The 17335-nt window shown below is 50.5% G+C and carries 15 protein-coding genes; 10 read left to right on the top strand and 5 right to left on the bottom strand.

The genetic code is table 11. The features are described from left to right. The 3 genes from CRO57_RS09215 to flaF form a co-directional block, all read left to right on the top strand. The coding region (locus tag CRO57_RS09215) for a flagellin (protein ID WP_280176168.1) at positions 1 to 589 on the top strand (589 nt) is incomplete at its 5' end. A gap of 122 nt (positions 590 to 711) precedes the next feature. After that, complete coding sequence (gene flbT, locus CRO57_RS09220; RefSeq protein ID WP_097152958.1) at positions 712 to 1146, top strand: flagellar biosynthesis repressor FlbT; 435 nt, start codon at positions 712 to 714, stop codon at positions 1144 to 1146. Continuing rightward, positions 1088 to 1462, top strand: coding sequence for a flagellar biosynthesis regulator FlaF (gene flaF / locus CRO57_RS09225; RefSeq protein ID WP_097152959.1), 375 nt, complete (start codon positions 1088 to 1090; stop codon positions 1460 to 1462). The genes flbT and flaF overlap by 59 nt, the downstream gene beginning before the upstream one ends. Before the next feature lie 233 nt (positions 1463 to 1695). On the opposite strand, the gene CRO57_RS09230 is transcribed toward flaF, so the two are convergent. The 3 genes from CRO57_RS09230 to CRO57_RS09240 all read right to left on the bottom strand — a co-directional run bounded on the left by CRO57_RS09230 (position 1696) and on the right by CRO57_RS09240 (position 6587). Continuing rightward, positions 1696 to 3198, bottom strand: coding sequence for a flagellin (locus tag CRO57_RS09230; protein WP_141401209.1), 1503 nt, complete (start codon positions 3196 to 3198; stop codon positions 1696 to 1698). Positions 3199 to 3230: 32 nt separating this feature from the next. Continuing rightward, entirely contained in the window at positions 3231 to 5099 is a 1869-nt protein-coding gene (gene flgK, locus CRO57_RS09235) for a flagellar hook-associated protein FlgK (RefSeq protein ID WP_097152961.1), read from the bottom strand. Between the two features lie 123 nt (positions 5100 to 5222). Beyond that, on the bottom strand, positions 5223 to 6587 hold the full coding sequence (locus CRO57_RS09240) for a flagellar hook protein FlgE (RefSeq protein ID WP_097152962.1): 1365 nt from the start codon (positions 6585 to 6587) through the stop codon (positions 5223 to 5225). A gap of 290 nt (positions 6588 to 6877) precedes the next feature. On the opposite strand from CRO57_RS09240, the gene CRO57_RS09245 reads away from it, so the two are divergent. Continuing rightward, on the top strand, positions 6878 to 7720 hold the full coding sequence (locus tag CRO57_RS09245) for an AAA family ATPase (RefSeq protein ID WP_097152963.1): 843 nt from the start codon (positions 6878 to 6880) through the stop codon (positions 7718 to 7720). Positions 7721 to 7802: 82 nt separating this feature from the next. On the opposite strand, the gene CRO57_RS09250 is transcribed toward CRO57_RS09245, so the two are convergent. Further along, positions 7803 to 9098: an NAD(P)/FAD-dependent oxidoreductase gene (locus CRO57_RS09250; RefSeq protein ID WP_170956004.1), complete on the bottom strand. Its 1296-nt coding sequence runs from the start codon at positions 9096 to 9098 to the stop codon at positions 7803 to 7805. 176 nt (positions 9099 to 9274) lie between these two features. Between CRO57_RS09250 and CRO57_RS09255 the strand changes: the two genes are divergently transcribed. From CRO57_RS09255 to CRO57_RS09285, 6 genes are all read left to right on the top strand, one after another. Next, entirely contained in the window at positions 9275 to 9850 is a 576-nt protein-coding gene (locus CRO57_RS09255; protein ID WP_097152965.1) for a SixA phosphatase family protein, read from the top strand. Positions 9851 to 9943: 93 nt separating this feature from the next. Next, entirely contained in the window at positions 9944 to 11497 is a 1554-nt protein-coding gene (locus CRO57_RS09260) for a YcjX family GTP-binding protein (RefSeq protein ID WP_097152966.1), read from the top strand. After that, positions 11494 to 12588 carry a YcjF family protein gene (locus CRO57_RS09265; protein ID WP_097152967.1) on the top strand — a complete coding sequence of 365 codons (1095 nt, stop codon included), beginning with the start codon at positions 11494 to 11496 and terminating at the stop codon, positions 12586 to 12588. The genes CRO57_RS09260 and CRO57_RS09265 overlap by 4 nt, the downstream gene beginning before the upstream one ends. 287 nt (positions 12589 to 12875) lie before the next feature. Continuing rightward, positions 12876 to 14054, top strand: a complete 1179-nt coding sequence (locus CRO57_RS09275) for a vWA domain-containing protein (RefSeq protein WP_097152969.1) — start codon at positions 12876 to 12878, stop codon at positions 14052 to 14054. 44 nt (positions 14055 to 14098) lie between these two features. Further along, a complete protein-coding gene (locus CRO57_RS09280; RefSeq protein ID WP_097152970.1) occupies positions 14099 to 15211 on the top strand; it encodes a DmpA family aminopeptidase in 1113 nt (370 codons plus the stop codon). Between the two features lie 167 nt (positions 15212 to 15378). Further along, positions 15379 to 16524 (top strand): MFS transporter, encoded by a 1146-nt coding sequence (locus CRO57_RS09285; RefSeq protein ID WP_342068279.1) that lies wholly within the window; start codon positions 15379 to 15381, stop codon positions 16522 to 16524. Between the two features lie 11 nt (positions 16525 to 16535). Here CRO57_RS09285 and CRO57_RS09290 read toward each other — a convergent pair whose 3' ends face one another. Further along, positions 16536 to 17198: a class I SAM-dependent methyltransferase gene (locus CRO57_RS09290; RefSeq protein WP_244580067.1), complete on the bottom strand. Its 663-nt coding sequence runs from the start codon at positions 17196 to 17198 to the stop codon at positions 16536 to 16538. Positions 17199 to 17335 lie beyond the last annotated feature (137 nt).

Here is a 17335-nt window from a genome sequence, read left to right on the forward strand (position 1 = left end):
CGTATCCTATACCGCTGGTGCAACATCTGGCGATGCAGATACGTTCACCATCACCAACTACGCCTCTACCTCCGATGCCGATAACGCTGAGCTGGTAACACAGTTCAACGACATCCTGAAACAGGTTGACAAGCTTGCAGCTGACTCCAGCTTCAATGGCATCAATCTGATCAATGGTACCGGAAGTGATTTGACGGTGGCCTTCAACGAACATCGTGATGACAAGAAATCCGAACTGGTCATCAAGTCTGCTGACTTGACATCAAGCGGATTGAAAATCAGCGATGCAAGTTCCTTGAGTGCAGATGAATCCAACCTCAAGCTGGATTCTCTATCAGAAGCTCTGACGACATTGCGCAAGCAGGCCTCTACCTTCGGTTCGAACCTTTCCACCGTGCAAATCCGTAAGGATTACACCAAGGAAAGCATCAACACCTTGCAAACAGGTGCCGATGCTCTGGTTCTGGCCGATTCCAACGAGGAAGGTGCGAACATGCTGGCATTGCAGACCCGTCAGCAGCTGTCCACAACAGCCTTGTCTCTGGCATCTCAGGCAGACCAGGCCGTTACGCGGTTCCTCCGGGCTTAATCGGACATATAAAACAATCAAGGCGGGGGGTTACCCCGCCTTTTTTTTTGCCTTGGTTTCCTGATTGCTTTATCAGTCAGACAGCTTTGCGCAAAAGACCGCAAAATGGCAAGGACGTCCTCATGTCGCTTAAAATTGAACTTCGACCAGGTGAACGTATCATCATCGGCAACAGTGTCATCACCAATGGAGATAGCCGTGCACGCATCTTCGTAGATGGTGAAGCCCCCATCATGCGTGAAAAGGATATTCTGACATCAGAGACTGCCAACAGCCCCGCCAAACGCATTTATTTGTGTGTGCAATTGATGTATCTCGGCGAAGATATCGCCAAACATAAAGAATTGTATTTTACTTTGGTGAATCAGTTTTTACAGGCTGCGCCCAGCGCATTAACACTCGTTGATGCCATAAATAATAAAATATTAACCAATTCTCTCTATGCTGCACTTAAAGAGGCAAAAGCTCTCATCAGGTATGAAGAGGAGTTACTTCGGGATGTACAATCAGGCAGCAGCAGCAACAGCCTATCAGGACACCGGCCAGAAGACGGGTGACCCCCGTGAATTGGAAGCAAATCTTCTTTTACAAGCAGCAGCCAAACTGAATCGCGCAAAGGCCAACGGTTTGAAGAGCGATGAGCTGGATGAAGCACTGACTTTCAACCGCAAGCTCTGGACGATCTTTGTCGGCGAGCTTCTCGATGAAAATCACGGAATGCCCAAAGCCGTTAGAGAGAATCTGGTTAATCTCGGTATTTTTACCTTCAACCACACTCTCGAAATCATGACAGATCCAGAAAACAAGTCAGTCGACAGCCTGATCAATATCAATAAGAATATTGCAGAAGGTCTCAGATCTACCCCGGCTTGAATTCAAGCAAAAACCGAAATATATCAGGGCGATCCAATTTTGGAGCGCCCTTTTGTTTTACAAATTCCATACCACCGCTTTTCAAGCCTCTCTCACCTCCAGCTGTCAAAATCCAAAATATGACAGCAAAATAAAAGGCCAGCTACCATATCGATAGCTGGCCAGTTGGCAACCAAAACAGGCATTCTTGTTCGCAGTTTGGAATTCAATAGTTCAAGTGTTGGCTTTGCGGTCTAGATATATTTTGACAAACTCAGATTGAACAATATGGAAGTGGTCTGATAGGTCATCTGCATCCGGTTTTGCAGATTCATCACTTTCACAGCCACCTCTTCCTTATTGATACCCTCAATGCCATCCGACATGGTTTTCATCATGTTTTCAGTTACTTTGTGACGATCATTGGTTTGTGTTCCCATCTTGTTGGTGATGGCAAGCTCTGACTGGATGGTTTGTACCGTTTGTTGCTGTTGGTTGATGGACAAGCCACCCGCCACGGCACTGGTCATCGCCTTGTAGCGGTTCTTGTCGACACTTCCATCTGTCGTATATTCTGGTATGGAATAGGCAGCGATATAAGCCAACTGGCGAGCAAAACCTTTCTCGTTAGCACGCACACCATATTCGACTTCAAGATTCGTATCTATTTGCGCCTTGGCCGTTCCACGCGCACTATCAGTACCATTGTCGCCAACATACCAATTCACGGTTGGCTTACCTGCAACGGTAGCCGTATCCAGTGTAGTTGCTGTTTCAGGAGGACTACCAACCACACGTTTTGGTTCCCCACCATTACCGGTACTGAAGAAATCCAAGGCTGCTGCCACTCGGGATGCCGCCTCTCCTTCCGCCGTAACAACTTTTTTCAACTGAGCTTCCAGCTCTGTTTTCAAGGAAGCCGCATTCCCGTTGGGATCCGTCCCTACCTGAAAATAACCATCACCCAATTCGGTTGGATTGTCTGACGCTTTCAAGGTAATCGAGTGCTTTCCCCCTCCTGGCAGATCAAAGGTCAAGACCAATTCCTGGTTTGCATTGGGCTTGCTGGCAAAATCGACATCCAATGTTGCCGGATCACCAGTAGGACCTGTAACACTTGCACCGGTCAGACCGTTGCTGACACTGTTCAGTTTGAGGCCGAATACGGTCGCAGCTTCATCCAAAGATACATTTGCAGCAGTATTGGTCAGTGCCAGACGGCCCAATCCATCAGTACCCTTATCAGCGGCAATCCGTTCATTGGTAACGTCAATCAATCCTTGCTGACCATTATGACCATACATGATCTGATCATAATCCAGCGTCGGGGCTTTATCGGTATTCTTCCCCGCGAACAAGTGCCGTCCGTTAATTTCCGTATCCAGCAACCCCAGCATCTCTTTCATCAGGGTCGTAGATGAAATCTGCGCCATGGACTTGTTTTCGGACGTCATATTATATTCGGTCGTCCGAGCAGATTCACGAACCTCGGTGCCGATACCATTGATGCGCTTCAAAGAGTCATCCATGACCTTGATACGTGTCTGCATTTGCTCGATATTGCTTTTGAACATGTCGATCTGTGAGATCTCATGCCGCAAATCCAAAGCAAGTCCGCGATCATTGCCAAGACCACCATAAGTCGTCGATGCACGACCGGTACCGATCTGGCGCATGGCATCCTGAAGATCATCCCGGTTCTTCTGCAGCGTTTGCACCATCATGGTTGATGAATAGCCGGAAACAGTACCAATCATGTCAATCACCTATAATCCAACAGCAAGGTCGCCTAGACCCTCATCAAAGCATTAAGCATTTCTCGAATGGCGGTCAGAACCCGGGCATTGGCTGAATAGGCATTTTGCAACTCCATCAGCTTGGCCAGCTCTCCGTCCGTATCAACTTTTGATATATCATCCATGCGCGATTGCACATTGTTCATGGCAATCTGCTGACCGGAATGGCGTGTCTTGGCTGTCTCCGCCTGTCCACCTTGATAGGAGATGACCTGACGGGCAAAATCACTAACGCTCATCTCCGCAGGTTGAGCCGCCGACCCGATCCCCGTCTTGTAGGAGAATACATATTTGGTATTCTCCAACGCATCATAAAGGGCTTTGGGGCGTGTCTGATCTGCATTACCAACCCCTGCACCATATTGCACAAGCTTGGCCGGATCATTCTTCAGCGAGATATTGACTTCAATCCGGCTCGCAAAACCAACCTTTTGATGTGTACCTTCCACTGCACCGGTAAAAACCTTGTTGCCCTGCCCGCCATCAACAAAGAGCGGCAATTTTCCCGAAGCATCTTCAAGGCCAGTCACCGTCACCGATGCACTCAGGGCAACGACGTCCACCGCATTGGCAGCCCCATCATCGACAATTTGCAAATTGTCGCCGGACGGATTACTGACAGTAAAATTGGCACCCAGATCAGCCTGAATTTGCGACACCACACTGGCCATGCCGCCTGAAAAATTGATCCCGACGACCCGGTCATCAATGCGGCTGGTTGCATCATTGCTCAATGGCAGGGATGAAGCACTGTCCACGCGCATATAGGTCACAGTGTGCGTCTGACCTGTACCATTGTCTTTATAGGTCAGAGTGATCGGGTTACCAGACTGGAGTCCGGCCAAATCAACCGCCTTGCCAGTCTGTGCACCAACGGTGGCATCTGTGCTATCAACTTGCTTGTTGGACAAGGCTGTCGCCAAACCCGCCGCAATCTCATCCAATTGAGCCTGCGCCTCAACCAGTGTTTGGTCACGCATCTCCACAAGAGCTGCGACCTTGCCGGACTGGAAGGATTTATCCGATGTCAGATCGATTCGATTGCCATGATCAGAGACCAGCATGATCGATCCCAATGAGGATTTGCTGGAATCAGAATCCCATTTGGACTCGGCCGTAACATTTGGATTGGCGTTGAATTCCAATTTGACCGCTTCACGGTCAAACAAGGTTGTGCCGCTGGTGGTATTGATACGGATATTGTTGTTCGTGCCGTGTTGGACTTCAATATCCACCAAGCCAGCAACCTTGTTGATATAGCTATCCCGCTCATCCAACAGTGCTGACGGCTCGCTCCCGTCCGTAGAGTATCGCTGAATTTGATCATTCAATCGTTCGATCTGTTCCAGAGAATGATTGATTGTCTCAACCGCATCATTCAGGGCGCCTTCAACTTCCTGACGCATGGTCTGGATATCATTGCTGGCTGTATTCAGCTGCTGGGCCAACAGGGCCGCATGCGAGAGCATGTCTTCTCGCGCCACCTGGCTATCCGGGCTTGTTACAAGCGCCTGCATGGATTTGGTCAGATTATTGATACCAGTATCCAGTGCATTCGCACTTCCCGGTTCACCAAAAGTTTGATCCACCCGATGCAAATAAGTGCTCATCAACTTGGTATATTCAGTCGCCGCACTTTCACGCCAATATTGCTTTTGAACATGCATATCAAGACTGCGCTTGGTCCCGTTCGACAAAACGCCAATTGTTCGACCATCACCGATAGCCGTCTTGCGAGCGGTTGTCTTGGAGGTGTAGCCCGGTGTCTGGGCATTGGCGATGTTACCCGCAACAACATCCAGCTCCTGACGAGTGACCGTCAGGCCCGATGTTGCCAAATTGATAGCATTGCTAAGCGACATATCTTCCTCACCGGCACCAGAATGGTACCATCCTCACCGGCCCGACAGCATGCCGGACTGGTCTTCTTGTCTTACACACCGTTCAAAAGGGCGCCCAAAGCCCTTGGAAACCCCATCAAGGCGTTATCTGATCACCTGCATGATCTCTTGCAACATATCTTTGGAAGTTGTCAGAACCCGCGTATTGGCCGAATAGGCCTGCTGGGTTACGATCATCTTGGAAAATTCTTCCGCAATATCAGTATTGGAGGCTTCCGTCGCAGATCCTTCAATCGATCCGGTTGCCCCCAAAATGGCCTGACCAGATTCCTCTGTCTGACGGAACACACCGCCATCTTGTCGAGCCAGATAATTATCACCATTAAAGGAGGCCAATGGAATTTCAGCAATATTTCGGGTCTTACTATTGGAATAGCTGGCCACAATCTTGCCGGTATCAGAAATTTTCACATCCAGCAATTCACCGGCAGCCGCACCATTTTGCGAGATATTGACCTTGGCATTGCCGTTGGAGTTGGAGAACTGGGTCATGCCGTCACCGCCGTGGTTCAGACTGATATTGCCCAGATTCACACCATCAATCGTAAGACTGGTAACTGTGACACTCGCCAGTGGCGGATTCAGTTCACCCGTCGCATTGAAAATATAGTTCTGACCAACGTTGCGCCATTTGGCATTGGCACCAGTAGCGGTGCTGTCAGTCAAGTAGAACAGGTTCCAGGTATCAGGGCTGGTCGAGGTCTTTGACCAACGCATCTGCACCGAAGCAGTGGAACCGTTTGCCGTATAGGCAGTAATCGCTCCGCCGGCAATGGAGTCAGCTAGAAACCGCGTTTCATCTGCTGCCTGTACAAAACCAGCACCACCAACGGTCGGATCATTGGTATAATTGGCCGGGTTCATCAATTCTGAACCAACAACATTCTTGTCAGCATTGGTTGTCTGTGGATAGCTGGCAAGGTTACCTTTATAGGTAATTTCGGTCGTCGCGTCAGCTTCCATGAAATCATTATCGACACGCAGCACAGTTGGAACAGACCCAACCGGGTTTCCGGTCGTATCATCCAATTCAATGGTATTGAGATAATAGCCAGCGCCATTGACCAGATAACCATCTTTATCGAGCGAAAAATCACCGCGACGCGTATAATAAGGCACCTCCTCCAGAATCGGGCGCCCGTCAGCTTCACCAATCTTCTTCTGGACAACGAAATAGCCATCACCCGAAATAGCCATATGCGTACCGGTATCGGAACGCTGAACTACACCTGAAACGGTATTGGTCTGACGTGAATTCGACAGGACTGCACCGGAGCGCTGCGCGTTGATCGAAGTATTGGAGTTGGAAACAAGGTCAACAAAAGACGTGTCGACGCGTTTGAAACCGGTCGTACGAGAGTTCGCGATATTACCGGAAATATTCTCCAGAGCGTTCGACTGCGCACGCAAGCCACTCACAGAGGCATTCAAAGCAGCAAAAAGACCCATCTCTCATCCTTTTTTACAAATCTGATACACACAAGGTTGTTGAGTAACACAGCAAGGAACGGGCCAACTTGGTAAATTATTTTTAAATAATATATATCAATTAGTTACATTAAATTTAACCTTCTATTAAGCAGGAAATATCTTCCACCAACCCTCAAAGGGGGAAAAAATTACCGCCCTCTAGGCAATTGCGACCACCCTTTGGACCCTTGCCATCTCACAATGAGCGCAATAGGGTCTGCCACAATCAGCCCGCATAGGGCATATCCAGGAATTAAGAAGGTTACCTCATGCGTTTTGAAGGCACCGCCAATTACGTCGCGACAGAAGATCTGCAGATCGCGGTAAATGCCGCCATCGCTCTGGAACGCCCCCTCCTGATCAAAGGAGAACCCGGCACCGGCAAAACTGTTCTGGCTCAGGAAGTCGCCAACGCTCTTGATGCACCAATGATCGAATGGAACATCAAGTCGACAACCAAAGCGCAACAAGGCTTGTATGAATATGACGCGGTATCACGCCTGAGAGACAGCCAGCTGGGTGATGAGCGGGTCAAGGACATCGCCAACTATATCCGTAAAGGCAAGGTATGGGATGCATTTGTCAGCGACAAACGCCCCGTATTGTTGATCGACGAAATCGACAAGGCCGATATTGAATTTCCAAATGATCTTTTGCAAGAACTCGATCGCATGGAATTCCATGTCTATGAAACCGGTGAGCGGATAAAGGCCAAACAACGCCCGATCATCATCATCACTTCCAACAATGAAAAAGAACTCCCCGACGCCTTTCTGCGTCGTTGTTTCTTCCACTATATCAAATTCCCGGACGAAGAGACCATGCACGACATCGTCGAGGTGCATTTCCCTGACATCAAGTCCCGCCTTCTTCAGCAGGCTCTTTCCAGCTTCTATTCCATCCGTGAGGTACCAGGTCTGAAAAAGAAACCCTCCACATCAGAGCTTCTGGACTGGATCAAGCTGCTGGTCAATGAAGACATAGATCTGGAAACCTTGCGCGAAACGGACAGCAAGAAGGCTATTCCGCCTTTGCACGGCGCATTGCTGAAAAACGAACAAGACGTTCATCTGTTCCAGCGCCTCGCCTTCATGGCCCGTGGCCAGCGCTGATTGGCGAACATGTCAGGAAACAAAATGTCCGGTTCAAACCGGGCATTTTGTATTTGGTTGTCAGCAATAACAGACAGATCGCTCAGGAACGAACTTCGTCCCACCAATCCATTGCCTGCATGCCCCAATAGGCAAGCTGGGTCCCCAATCGACCCACAGCACCACCACCCCACGCCGCTTCAAATGGCTCAAACAGTTTGTAGCGATCGCCAACACCAGCCATGGCTTCCGCAGCCACCATGCCCAGCGTCGCAGTCGCATTCAAACCATGGCCGCCTGTAGCGGTCGCCGCCCAGATACCCGGCTCCATTTCACGCATGATCGGCATCTTGTGAACGCAATAGCCCATCAAACCAGCCCAGGCACGCTCGATCTTGAAGTCCTCCAATTGCGGATAGATAGACTGAATGTCTTTCTTAAGCATATCAGCCAGCTGCACAGGTTCGGATTTGCGGGTGGTGATACGACCACCCCAAAGCAAACGTTGACCATCATCCACCAAACGATAATAGTCCCCTGCCCGTCGGGTATCCCCGATACAACCGCGATACCGAATGGCAGTCTCAATTTTCTCCGGCATCAATTCTGATGTCACCACATAAGTGGCCACCGGCAAAATTGATCGCTCCAACTTTGGATAGAGCTTCTCCATATAGGCACTACCACAGAGAAGAATCTTACCAGCCTTCACGTCACGCCCCTGTGACGTCGCAACACGCCAACCAGCACCATCTTTGTTCAATTGCTGGGCCGCACACGTTTCAGCAATGATGCCACCCTTGGACTTGATATCATCAGCCAGAGCCAATGCATAATTCAGCGGATGAATATGAAAAGCCCCAGAATCATCCATCCCTTGAAAATAACGCTCAGAACGCAGAGTTTCACGGACACGCTCTTTATCCCAGAAGCTGTAGGAAGCGCCGTAGGCCTCCACGAGGCGTTCAACAGACCGCTTCAGACCCTCTTCTGCCCCATCATGACGCAGAACGCGTAACCAACCCTCCTGCACTGGCACTTCGGGCGCATCCAGCTCATCAATGGCCCTACGTACATAGCGCGTGCCATCACAGGATAGATCGAAAAGTGCCTTGGCATGGTCAAAGCCCAATTTTTTCTCCAGCGCTAGCGTGCCTTCCGCATAACCATCAGAGACAAAGCCACCATTACGACCAGATGCTCCCCACCCAACACGATGAGCTTCCAATAGACAAACCGACTTTCCATGCTGCAACAATTCTCTCACTGCAGTCAGGCCAGCCAAGCCTGCGCCAATGACACAGACATCCACTTCCACACCCGCCTCCAACGGCAGGGCTGGTCCATTGGCAACGATGGTGTCATGATAATAACTGTCGATATAGGAATGGTTTGTCATGCAAATGCAGTCCATCTCGATATATGAAAACAAAACAGGTGGGAAAGCTGAGTCGTGGTGCATTCAGCCCGTAGGAAGTAGCCTATCTTGCTTTCTGGGCATTGACCAGATGAGCTAACCTGCACCATACACAACAAACCAGCACTCACTCCTTAACCCGCAAAGGACCTTTCACCATGCTGCGGCTCTATCTGCTCAGACACGCCAAGTCATCCTGGGCCAATCCCGCTCTGGCGGATTACGATCGCCCGCTCAACAAACGGGGCCGTAATGACATGCCAAATCTGGCTCGATATATGACCAAGCACAACTATCAACCAGAACGCATTTTATGCTCTGGAGCCATGCGCACACGTCAAACACTGGCCGGCATTCTTCCGGGCTTGTCTTCCGATACCTCCATCCAACTACTGAACGCTCTCTACGAAGGCCATGCACCTGATTATCTCGTCTTGTTGCGCCAATATGCACAAGATAGCAAATCCCTCATGATCATCGGCCACAATACCGGCATGCAGGAAATAGCCCTGCGCTTGATTGGTCGAGGAAGCCCGAAGTTGATAAATGACATAGAGACCAAATTCCCGACAGGAGCCCTCGCTGTTCTGGATTTTGACGCCGAAAACTGGAACGAGGTCAGCGCTCAGAAAGCAACTTTGATCAGCTTCATCAGACCACGTGACCTACTGCCACCGGAAGACCAGGTCAAACCAGCCGAACCAATCGACAAGTCCGTCTTACCAGAACTGTGAACATACTGATCAGCTCCCCCACATTCCTGCTGATTGCAATTCCCACGCAGCTTGCTTACATGAAGGACAAGGTGTGGAACGGAAAGCAGGATTATGGGCCTTTTTGAAGAAGCGCGGATCGCCGCAGCGAATTTGTCAGACTTTGCCAGTGATTTGACAGAACCAACCCTGCGCGTTGGCATAACAGGCTTGGCCCGTTCCGGCAAAACCATCTTTATCTCATCCAGCTTGCACAACATGATCCATGGCGGTCGTTTGCCTCGCTTTGAAGCGCATTCATCCGGCCGGATTGGTTCCGCCGAAATTGCATCGCAGCCAGATGATCTCACACCACGTTTTCGCTATGAAGATCATATCGCCGATCTGACCCAAAAACGGATCTGGCCCGTCTCAACCAGCCGCACCTCACAAGTTCGACTGGGACTGAAATACCAATCCACCGGCACCCTGAAGCAGAAGTTACAGGGAGGTCGACTGGCTCTCGATCTGGTTGATTATCCCGGCGAATGGCTGCTCGACCTGACCCTGATGGATCTGGATTATCGCACATGGTCGGCTCGTTCATTTGAGCAAGCTGCGAGACCCAATTATGGTGCTCATTCGATCGACTGGCTAGCCTATGCAGTGAGCTTGACCAATGAACCAGACGTCACTCGAAAAGATACAAAAAATGAAGAGCCAGCGATAGAAATAATTGCTCGGAAAGCAGCTCGCCATTTCACCGACTATTTGCTTCGTGCCAAGAAGGATCGAGGAGCCTATGCGCTACTCACACCGGGTCGTTTTTTGATGCCAGGTGATTTGAAAGACAGCCCGGCATTGACCTTCTCACCACTGCCCGATCACCTCTATAGCAAAGATCGGAAATCACTTTGGGCACTGATGGAAAAGCGGTTTGAAGCTTATAAGAATTCCATCATCCTTCCTTTCTATCGAGACCACTTTGCACGGCTCGACAGACAGGTTGTTTTGATCGATTTGCTCGCTGCACTAAATGAAGGATCTGACACCCTAGCCGAGCTGGAAGAAACCATCACCGAGATCCTCAAAGCCTTCCGTCCAGGCAAGCGATTTTGGCTACGCAATCTGGTTTCACGACGCATCGATAAGATCCTCTTTGCGGCCACCAAAGCGGATCACCTGCACCACACATCTCACGACCGTTTGGAGGCCATCCTCCAACGTCTCGTTGAGCGCGCGGCAACCCGAGCAGAAGCCGCTGGCGCAGAAATATCTTGCATGGCCATTGCTGCCGTAAGAGCAACCCAAGAAGCCACATTGGAGATGGAGGGCGAACAGCTCCCCTCTCTCGTCGGCATTCCGATGAAAGGTGAATCTCTAGGTGAAGATGAATTTGACGGAAAAACGGAATTCGCCTTATTTCCCGGTGACTTACCAAAAAATCCTGAATCAGTTTTCAAAGCAGTTGAATCAGAATTTGAAGGACCATGGAACCCAGACAGCTCAGACTTAGAGGCACAAGATGAATCAAAATCTGAAGAAAACACGCCAAATCACGACCCCCTGTGTTTTGTAAAATTCCGCCCACCGGAACTGGATAAAACAGCAGAAGGCTTCCCACTTTCGTTGCCTCATATCCGCCTTGACCGCGCTCTCGAATTCCTGCTTGGAGACAGCCTTAAATGACCTCTCCCTCTTCCCATTCTCCCGGCTCGAACCAGCGCCAACAAACCCGCAAACCACGCGCGGTGAAGTTGGATCGCAAGACCGAAAATCAACCTCAGCCGTCAGTTAAAAATCCATCTGAAGCACAGCTTTCAATGACACCTCGGCCAACTTGGCAAGAGAAAATAGATCCGACTCAATCTCTCAACTCAGAGGCACAGAGCCCTGATTTGACTCAGAAAAAAAGCTGGTCACTCGCCCCCATTTTCTGGTCTGCCTTATCTGGTCTGGTGTTGCTCGCACTTGGCCTTTGGCTGGACGAGTTGATCCGAACTCTCTTTGCTCGTTTCGAATGGTTGGGTTGGACCGGCATCGCTCTTCTGGCCATCGCGGCGACCACTCTCCTCGCATTTCTGGGACGAGAATTTCTAGCCCTCAGACGCCTCTCAAAACTCGATCATTTGAGAGCGGAGGCTGAGCAACTTTACAATCATGGTGACAAGAAAAGCGCGACGCGATTCGCCAACCAGATGCTCTCCCTATACAGCGCTCAACCAGCCCTGTTCAAAGCACGTCAAACACTAAAAAGCGATCTGCCTCATCTATTCGATTCCGACGCCATTTTGGCACAGACAGAACAAGTCCTGATCAGTCAGATTGATGCCGCTGCAAACCATCGTGTCCACCAGGCCGCCAAGCGCGTAGCATTGGTCACAGCACTTAGCCCACGCGCTCTATTTGACATCATTGTGGTGCTGGTCGAGACAGTAAGAATGGTTCGCGCCATTGCTCAAGCCTATGGCAATCGCCCCGGCTTTATCGCCATGCTGAAACTCTCCGGTCATATCGCCGGGCATCTCGCCATTACTGGTGGTATGGCAGCCGGCGAAACTCTGCTTCAACAGATTGTAGGCCACGGCCTTGCTGCCCGCCTCTCTGCAAAACTTGGCGAGGGGCTTCTAAACGGCATTCTCACCGCGCGAATTGGTCTCGCGACCATTGCTCTATGTCGCCCAATGCCCTTCAAACATGCTCCCGCCCCAACTCTGGGCGCCGTGATCAAGGCACTTCGGGATCAATCAGAACAGGACGAGCAAGGTAATCCCACCTGACAAACATGATCGCATGTAGCTATGTGGTGCAAATGAACCGCCAAAGCGATAACGCTTTGGTGACGGCCGATAGGCAAGCGCATAGTGTTCTCCTGAAAAGTTGCAGACTTTTCAGATCAGAGTTCACGAAGAAAAGTAACGCGCCCTCGCAGGCCCTGATCGCCCAGATCAGGAATAGCCGTGAGAGAGCAAACGCCCAAAGGCAGGCTTGACCGGCAACCTCTTGCCGCATATCAGTTGGCAAGTGCTATTTTCCAGTCGAGCAAGACCCGCAGTGAGGCCAGACCATGTTCATCCATTTCTTCGCCGAATTGAGGGCCGCCAAAGTTCCGGTTTCCTTGCGTGAATATCTGATGCTGATGGAAGCATTGGAAGCAGATTTGGCAGAGAAGAATGTCGAAGACTTCTATTTCCTCTCCCGCGCCGCCTTGGTGAAAGACGAGACCAATCTCGACAAGTTTGATCGTGTCTTCTCCACCGTCTTCAAAGGGCTGGAAACGGTATCTGATGCCGTTGAAGAAGCCCCTATCCCTGAGGAATGGCTAAAGAAACTGGCCGAGAAATTCCTCACTGAAGAAGAGAAAGCCGAGATCGAAGCCTTGGGCGGCTTCGAGAAGCTGATGGAAACTTTGAAAGAGCGCCTCAAAGAGCAAAAAGACCGCCATCAGGGTGGCTCCAAATGGATCGGCACAGCGGGCACCTCCCCCTTCGGGGCCTATGGCTATAACCCCGAAGGCATCCGCATTGGCCAGCACGAGTCGCGCCACCGACGCGCCGTAAAGGTTTGGGACAAGCGAGAGTTCAAGGATCTGGACGGAGATCTGGATCTCGGTACCCGCAACATCAAGATCGCGCTTCGCCGCCTTCGTGAATTTGCCCGCACCGGCAGCCAGGAAGAACTGGATCTATCCGGCACCATTCGCAACACCGCCCATAAAGGTTATCTCGATATCAAGATGCGCCCGGAACGTCATAATGCAGTGAAGGTTCTTATCTTCTTTGACATTGGTGGCTCCATGGATGATCACGTCAAAAGCTGCGAAGAGCTTTTCTCGGCAGTGCGCACCGAATTCAAACAGCTGGAATATTTCTACTTCCACAATTGTCTGTATGAGTTCGTCTGGAAAGATAATGCCCGCCGCTATAGTGAGCGCATGTCCACTTGGGACATCCTGCATAAATTTGGCTCGGACTATAAAATCATCTTCGTCGGAGACGCCGCCATGTCTCCCTACGAGATTTCCCATCCGGGTGGCTCGGTCGAACATTGGAATGATGAAGCGGGCCATACCTGGCTGGAACGGGTGCAAGATATTTATAATCAGGTGGTTTGGCTAAACCCGACCCCTGAGCGTCACTGGGAGTACACCTATTCGATTGGCATGCTCAAACAGATCATGCAGGATCGGATGTTCCCACTAACACTGGAGGGCATCGATCAAGCCATGCGCGAGTTGATGCGCTAGCTCTTTCCTTCAAACCAATTCAAACCCGCATATTGGAGTGCTCCATGACCAACCCGAAATTGACCACTCCATCTGGCAAGACACGTGCTGCCGGTCTGGGTTTGAAGTTTTCTGGCAAAACCGGTGAATGGAACAGCATCACGGATGTGGAAGGCATTCGCGTTGGTTATGTGACGCTCAATAAGGGAAGCGGACCTCTATCGGTTGGCCAAGGCCCCATCCGCACTGGCGTGACCGCCATCCTGCCTCGCCCGATCAATGCAACCTTTGATCCCGTCTTTGCGGGCATCCACAGCCTCAATGGCAATGGCGAGCTAACTGGCTCTCACTATATCGAAGAAGTCGGCAAATTCGGCCTTCCAATTACCATCACCAACACCCATAGCTGCGGCACAACTCGCGACGCGACCATAGAATGGGCCACTAGAGCCTGGCCTGAGCAATTCAATGATAGTTTTGGTTTACCTGTGGCAGCGGAGACCTATGATGGTTTCCTCAATGACATAAATGGCTTTCACATCACCAAAGAGCATGTGTTTGAAGCAATAGAGAGCGCGATCACCGGCCCGATTGAGGAAGGCAGTGTTGGCGGCGGTACAGGCATGAAATGCTTTGGCTTCAAGGCCGGCTCAGGCACTGCATCACGCTTGGTGGAATTCAATGGCAAAACCTACACGATCGGTTCATTTGTACAGGCCAATTTTGGCGCACGAGAAGAACTGACCATTCTGGGCAACAATATCGGAGCTGGCTTGATCAAGCCACAGATGATCCAGAACAGCACCAATCCAGAGCTATCATCCATCATCGGCATTATTGCCACCGACGCGCCTCTTCTACCACATCAGCTCAAACGCCTCGCTCGTCGTATTGGCATCGGCATGAGCAAAACCGGTGGCATCGCCCGTCATGGATCAGGCGATATCTTCCTCGCATTCTCAACGGCCAATCATCCAGCAGCCAAGACGGATAATTGCTCAGTCCAATCCCTGGACATGATCCCGGATGAACAAATGGATCCATTCTTCACCGCAGTCGTTCAATCGACAGAAGAAGCAATCATCAATTCCATGATCGCGAATGAAGACACAACAGGTAGAGATGACAATTTCGTCCCTGCCCTACCGCACGACATTATTCGCAGGCATTTGCAATAGTGACTATCAATCTCATTCATCAATTCTATCAAACCCTTTCATTTGACTGATTGATTGCCGACTTGGTAAAGTGCAGCCCTGTTTCCTCAGATTTCAGGTCCAATATGCACGCCACTGCTCCTGCCGGGACAAGCTCCTGGAAGACTCCCCTTTTGATGCTCATGCTGATGAGTGCAACCATGCAGCTGTCATTTGCCAGCTGGTGGACCTTGCTGAACAATTTTGCAGTGAATGAGATTGGGTTCACTGGTAAGGAAATCGGCATCCAGCAATCGATCCGCGAGATACCCGGCTTTTTGGCATTCACTGCCATTTTTGTGTTGTTGATCTTGAAAGAACAGACGTTCGCGCTCCTCGCCTTGCTCGCACTTGGCATTGGTGTTGGCATTACTGGCTATTTTCCAACAGCTTGGGGCCTCTATTTTACAACCATCGTGATGTCCATTGGCTTTCACTATTATGAAACGGCCAATCAATCCTTATCGCTGCAATGGTTCCCGAAAGATCAGGCTCCGGCCATGATGGGTAAGGTCATGTCAGTTGCTGCCATGGCGCAGATAGCGGCCTATGGCATCATTTTCATCACCTGGAAAACCCTGCATCTTTCGTTTGAGACCGTTTTCGCAATTGCTGGTGGCATCACCATCGTCATGGTTATCTTTTTGTGGCTGACCTTCCCACAATTCCAGACCACGGTACCGCAGAACAAAAAGCTAATCTTGCGCAAGCGCTATTGGCTTTACTACGCCCTGACTTTCATGGGAGGCGCGAGACGTCAGATTTTCACGGTTTTTGCGGGCTTCATGATGGTAGAGAAATTCGGTTATCATGTTCATGAAATCTCTGCCCTTTTTCTGATCAATTGCGTCTTCAACATGCTCTTTGCACCCAAGATTGGCCAATATATAGGCCGTTTTGGTGAGCGAAAGATGCTGACCATTGAATATATTGGTCTGATTGGTGTCTTCGTGGCCTATGCTTTTGTTTCCAGCCCATGGGTGGCGGCAACGCTCTATGTCATCGATCACGCATTCTTTGCCATGTCCATCGCCATGAAAACCTATTTCCAGAAAATCGCGGATCCGGCTGACATAGCCCCAACAGCTGGTGTTGCTTTCACCATCAACCATATCGCCGCTGTGGTAATCCCGGCAGCTTTTGGCTTGATCTGGCTGGTCAGTCCTGCCGCTGTCTTTTTGATTGGTGCAGGTATGGCAACAATCAGTCTGATATTCGCCCGTCTGGTTCCAACAGACCCTGAAGAGGGACGAGAATGGATCGGCAAGATAACTCGTCCAGCTCCGGCAGAGTAGTCAATGCATCATTAGCTCTTCACCGCCACTCCCACATGATGGGTCCCGAAAATACGGGATCCAAATCCCAGATCATAAATGTCATAAGTTTCCAGCTCAAACCCGGCGCCCCGCACCAATGCGCCAACATCACGATTCAGATGACAGCCTGAGGCCATCCAGCGCCAAGGCGGTGTCAAACTATGCTGTAGGCTTGCGACCAAAGGTCGGGATGACAGGCCATGCTCACAAAAGAACAATTTGCCATTTGGCTTTAAGATCCGTCTCGCTTCCGATAGCGCCACGTCAACATCAGGGATGGAACAAAGGCTGTAGGTCACAACAACGCTATCTGCAACTTGATCTGGCAGCGACATGGCCTCGGCACTCTCTACCAGCAATTCTATCGGCTTTTCCTGCTGTGCGATAGCCTTCCATCCGAGCCTTGGCAGACCATCATCTGGATTGATCCCCGTCACCGATCGCACTTGATCCCAATCATAATGTGCCAAGTTGAGACCGGAACCAAAGCCGATTTCAACCACATCCCCTTGCGCAAACGGCACAATCCTTTGTCGTTGCCGGGACACAATTTTCATCCCGCAAACAAGATCCACGGCCCGCGGCATTACCCGAACCAAACGATTGCTACCACGCTCAAGGCACTCTCGCAGCCTCAACTCTTCACGCTCCATCACATCTTCTCCTACCGCCTGCCCCATCAGGATTACCGATCAATCCTCGAGAGAAAAGAGACAAAGTCGCATTCACCCTATCCGAGACAAAAGAAAACCCCGCCCTAACAAGTGACGAGGTTTTCAAACTCAAATTT

Source organism: Cohaesibacter gelatinilyticus, assembly GCF_900215605.1.
GTDB lineage: Bacteria > Pseudomonadota > Alphaproteobacteria > Rhizobiales > Cohaesibacteraceae > Cohaesibacter > Cohaesibacter gelatinilyticus.

Coding starts and splice junctions, on each gene's coding strand:
- flbT (WP_097152958.1), top strand. CDS start 712: ATGTCGCTTAAAATTGAACTTCGACCAGGTGAACGTATCATCATCGGC.
- flaF (WP_097152959.1), top strand. CDS start 1,088: ATGTACAATCAGGCAGCAGCAGCAACAGCCTATCAGGACACCGGCCAG.
- CRO57_RS09230 (WP_141401209.1), bottom strand. CDS start 3,198: ATGATTGGTACTGTTTCCGGCTATTCATCAACCATGATGGTGCAAACG.
- flgK (WP_097152961.1), bottom strand. CDS start 5,099: ATGTCGCTTAGCAATGCTATCAATTTGGCAACATCGGGCCTGACGGTC.
- CRO57_RS09240 (WP_097152962.1), bottom strand. CDS start 6,587: ATGGGTCTTTTTGCTGCTTTGAATGCCTCTGTGAGTGGCTTGCGTGCG.
- CRO57_RS09245 (WP_097152963.1), top strand. CDS start 6,878: ATGCGTTTTGAAGGCACCGCCAATTACGTCGCGACAGAAGATCTGCAG.
- CRO57_RS09250 (WP_170956004.1), bottom strand. CDS start 9,098: ATGACAAACCATTCCTATATCGACAGTTATTATCATGACACCATCGTT.
- CRO57_RS09255 (WP_097152965.1), top strand. CDS start 9,275: ATGCTGCGGCTCTATCTGCTCAGACACGCCAAGTCATCCTGGGCCAAT.
- CRO57_RS09260 (WP_097152966.1), top strand. CDS start 9,944: ATGGGCCTTTTTGAAGAAGCGCGGATCGCCGCAGCGAATTTGTCAGAC.
- CRO57_RS09265 (WP_097152967.1), top strand. CDS start 11,494: ATGACCTCTCCCTCTTCCCATTCTCCCGGCTCGAACCAGCGCCAACAA.
- CRO57_RS09275 (WP_097152969.1), top strand. CDS start 12,876: ATGTTCATCCATTTCTTCGCCGAATTGAGGGCCGCCAAAGTTCCGGTT.
- CRO57_RS09280 (WP_097152970.1), top strand. CDS start 14,099: ATGACCAACCCGAAATTGACCACTCCATCTGGCAAGACACGTGCTGCC.
- CRO57_RS09285 (WP_342068279.1), top strand. CDS start 15,379: ATGAGTGCAACCATGCAGCTGTCATTTGCCAGCTGGTGGACCTTGCTG.
- CRO57_RS09290 (WP_244580067.1), bottom strand. CDS start 17,198: ATGGAGCGTGAAGAGTTGAGGCTGCGAGAGTGCCTTGAGCGTGGTAGC.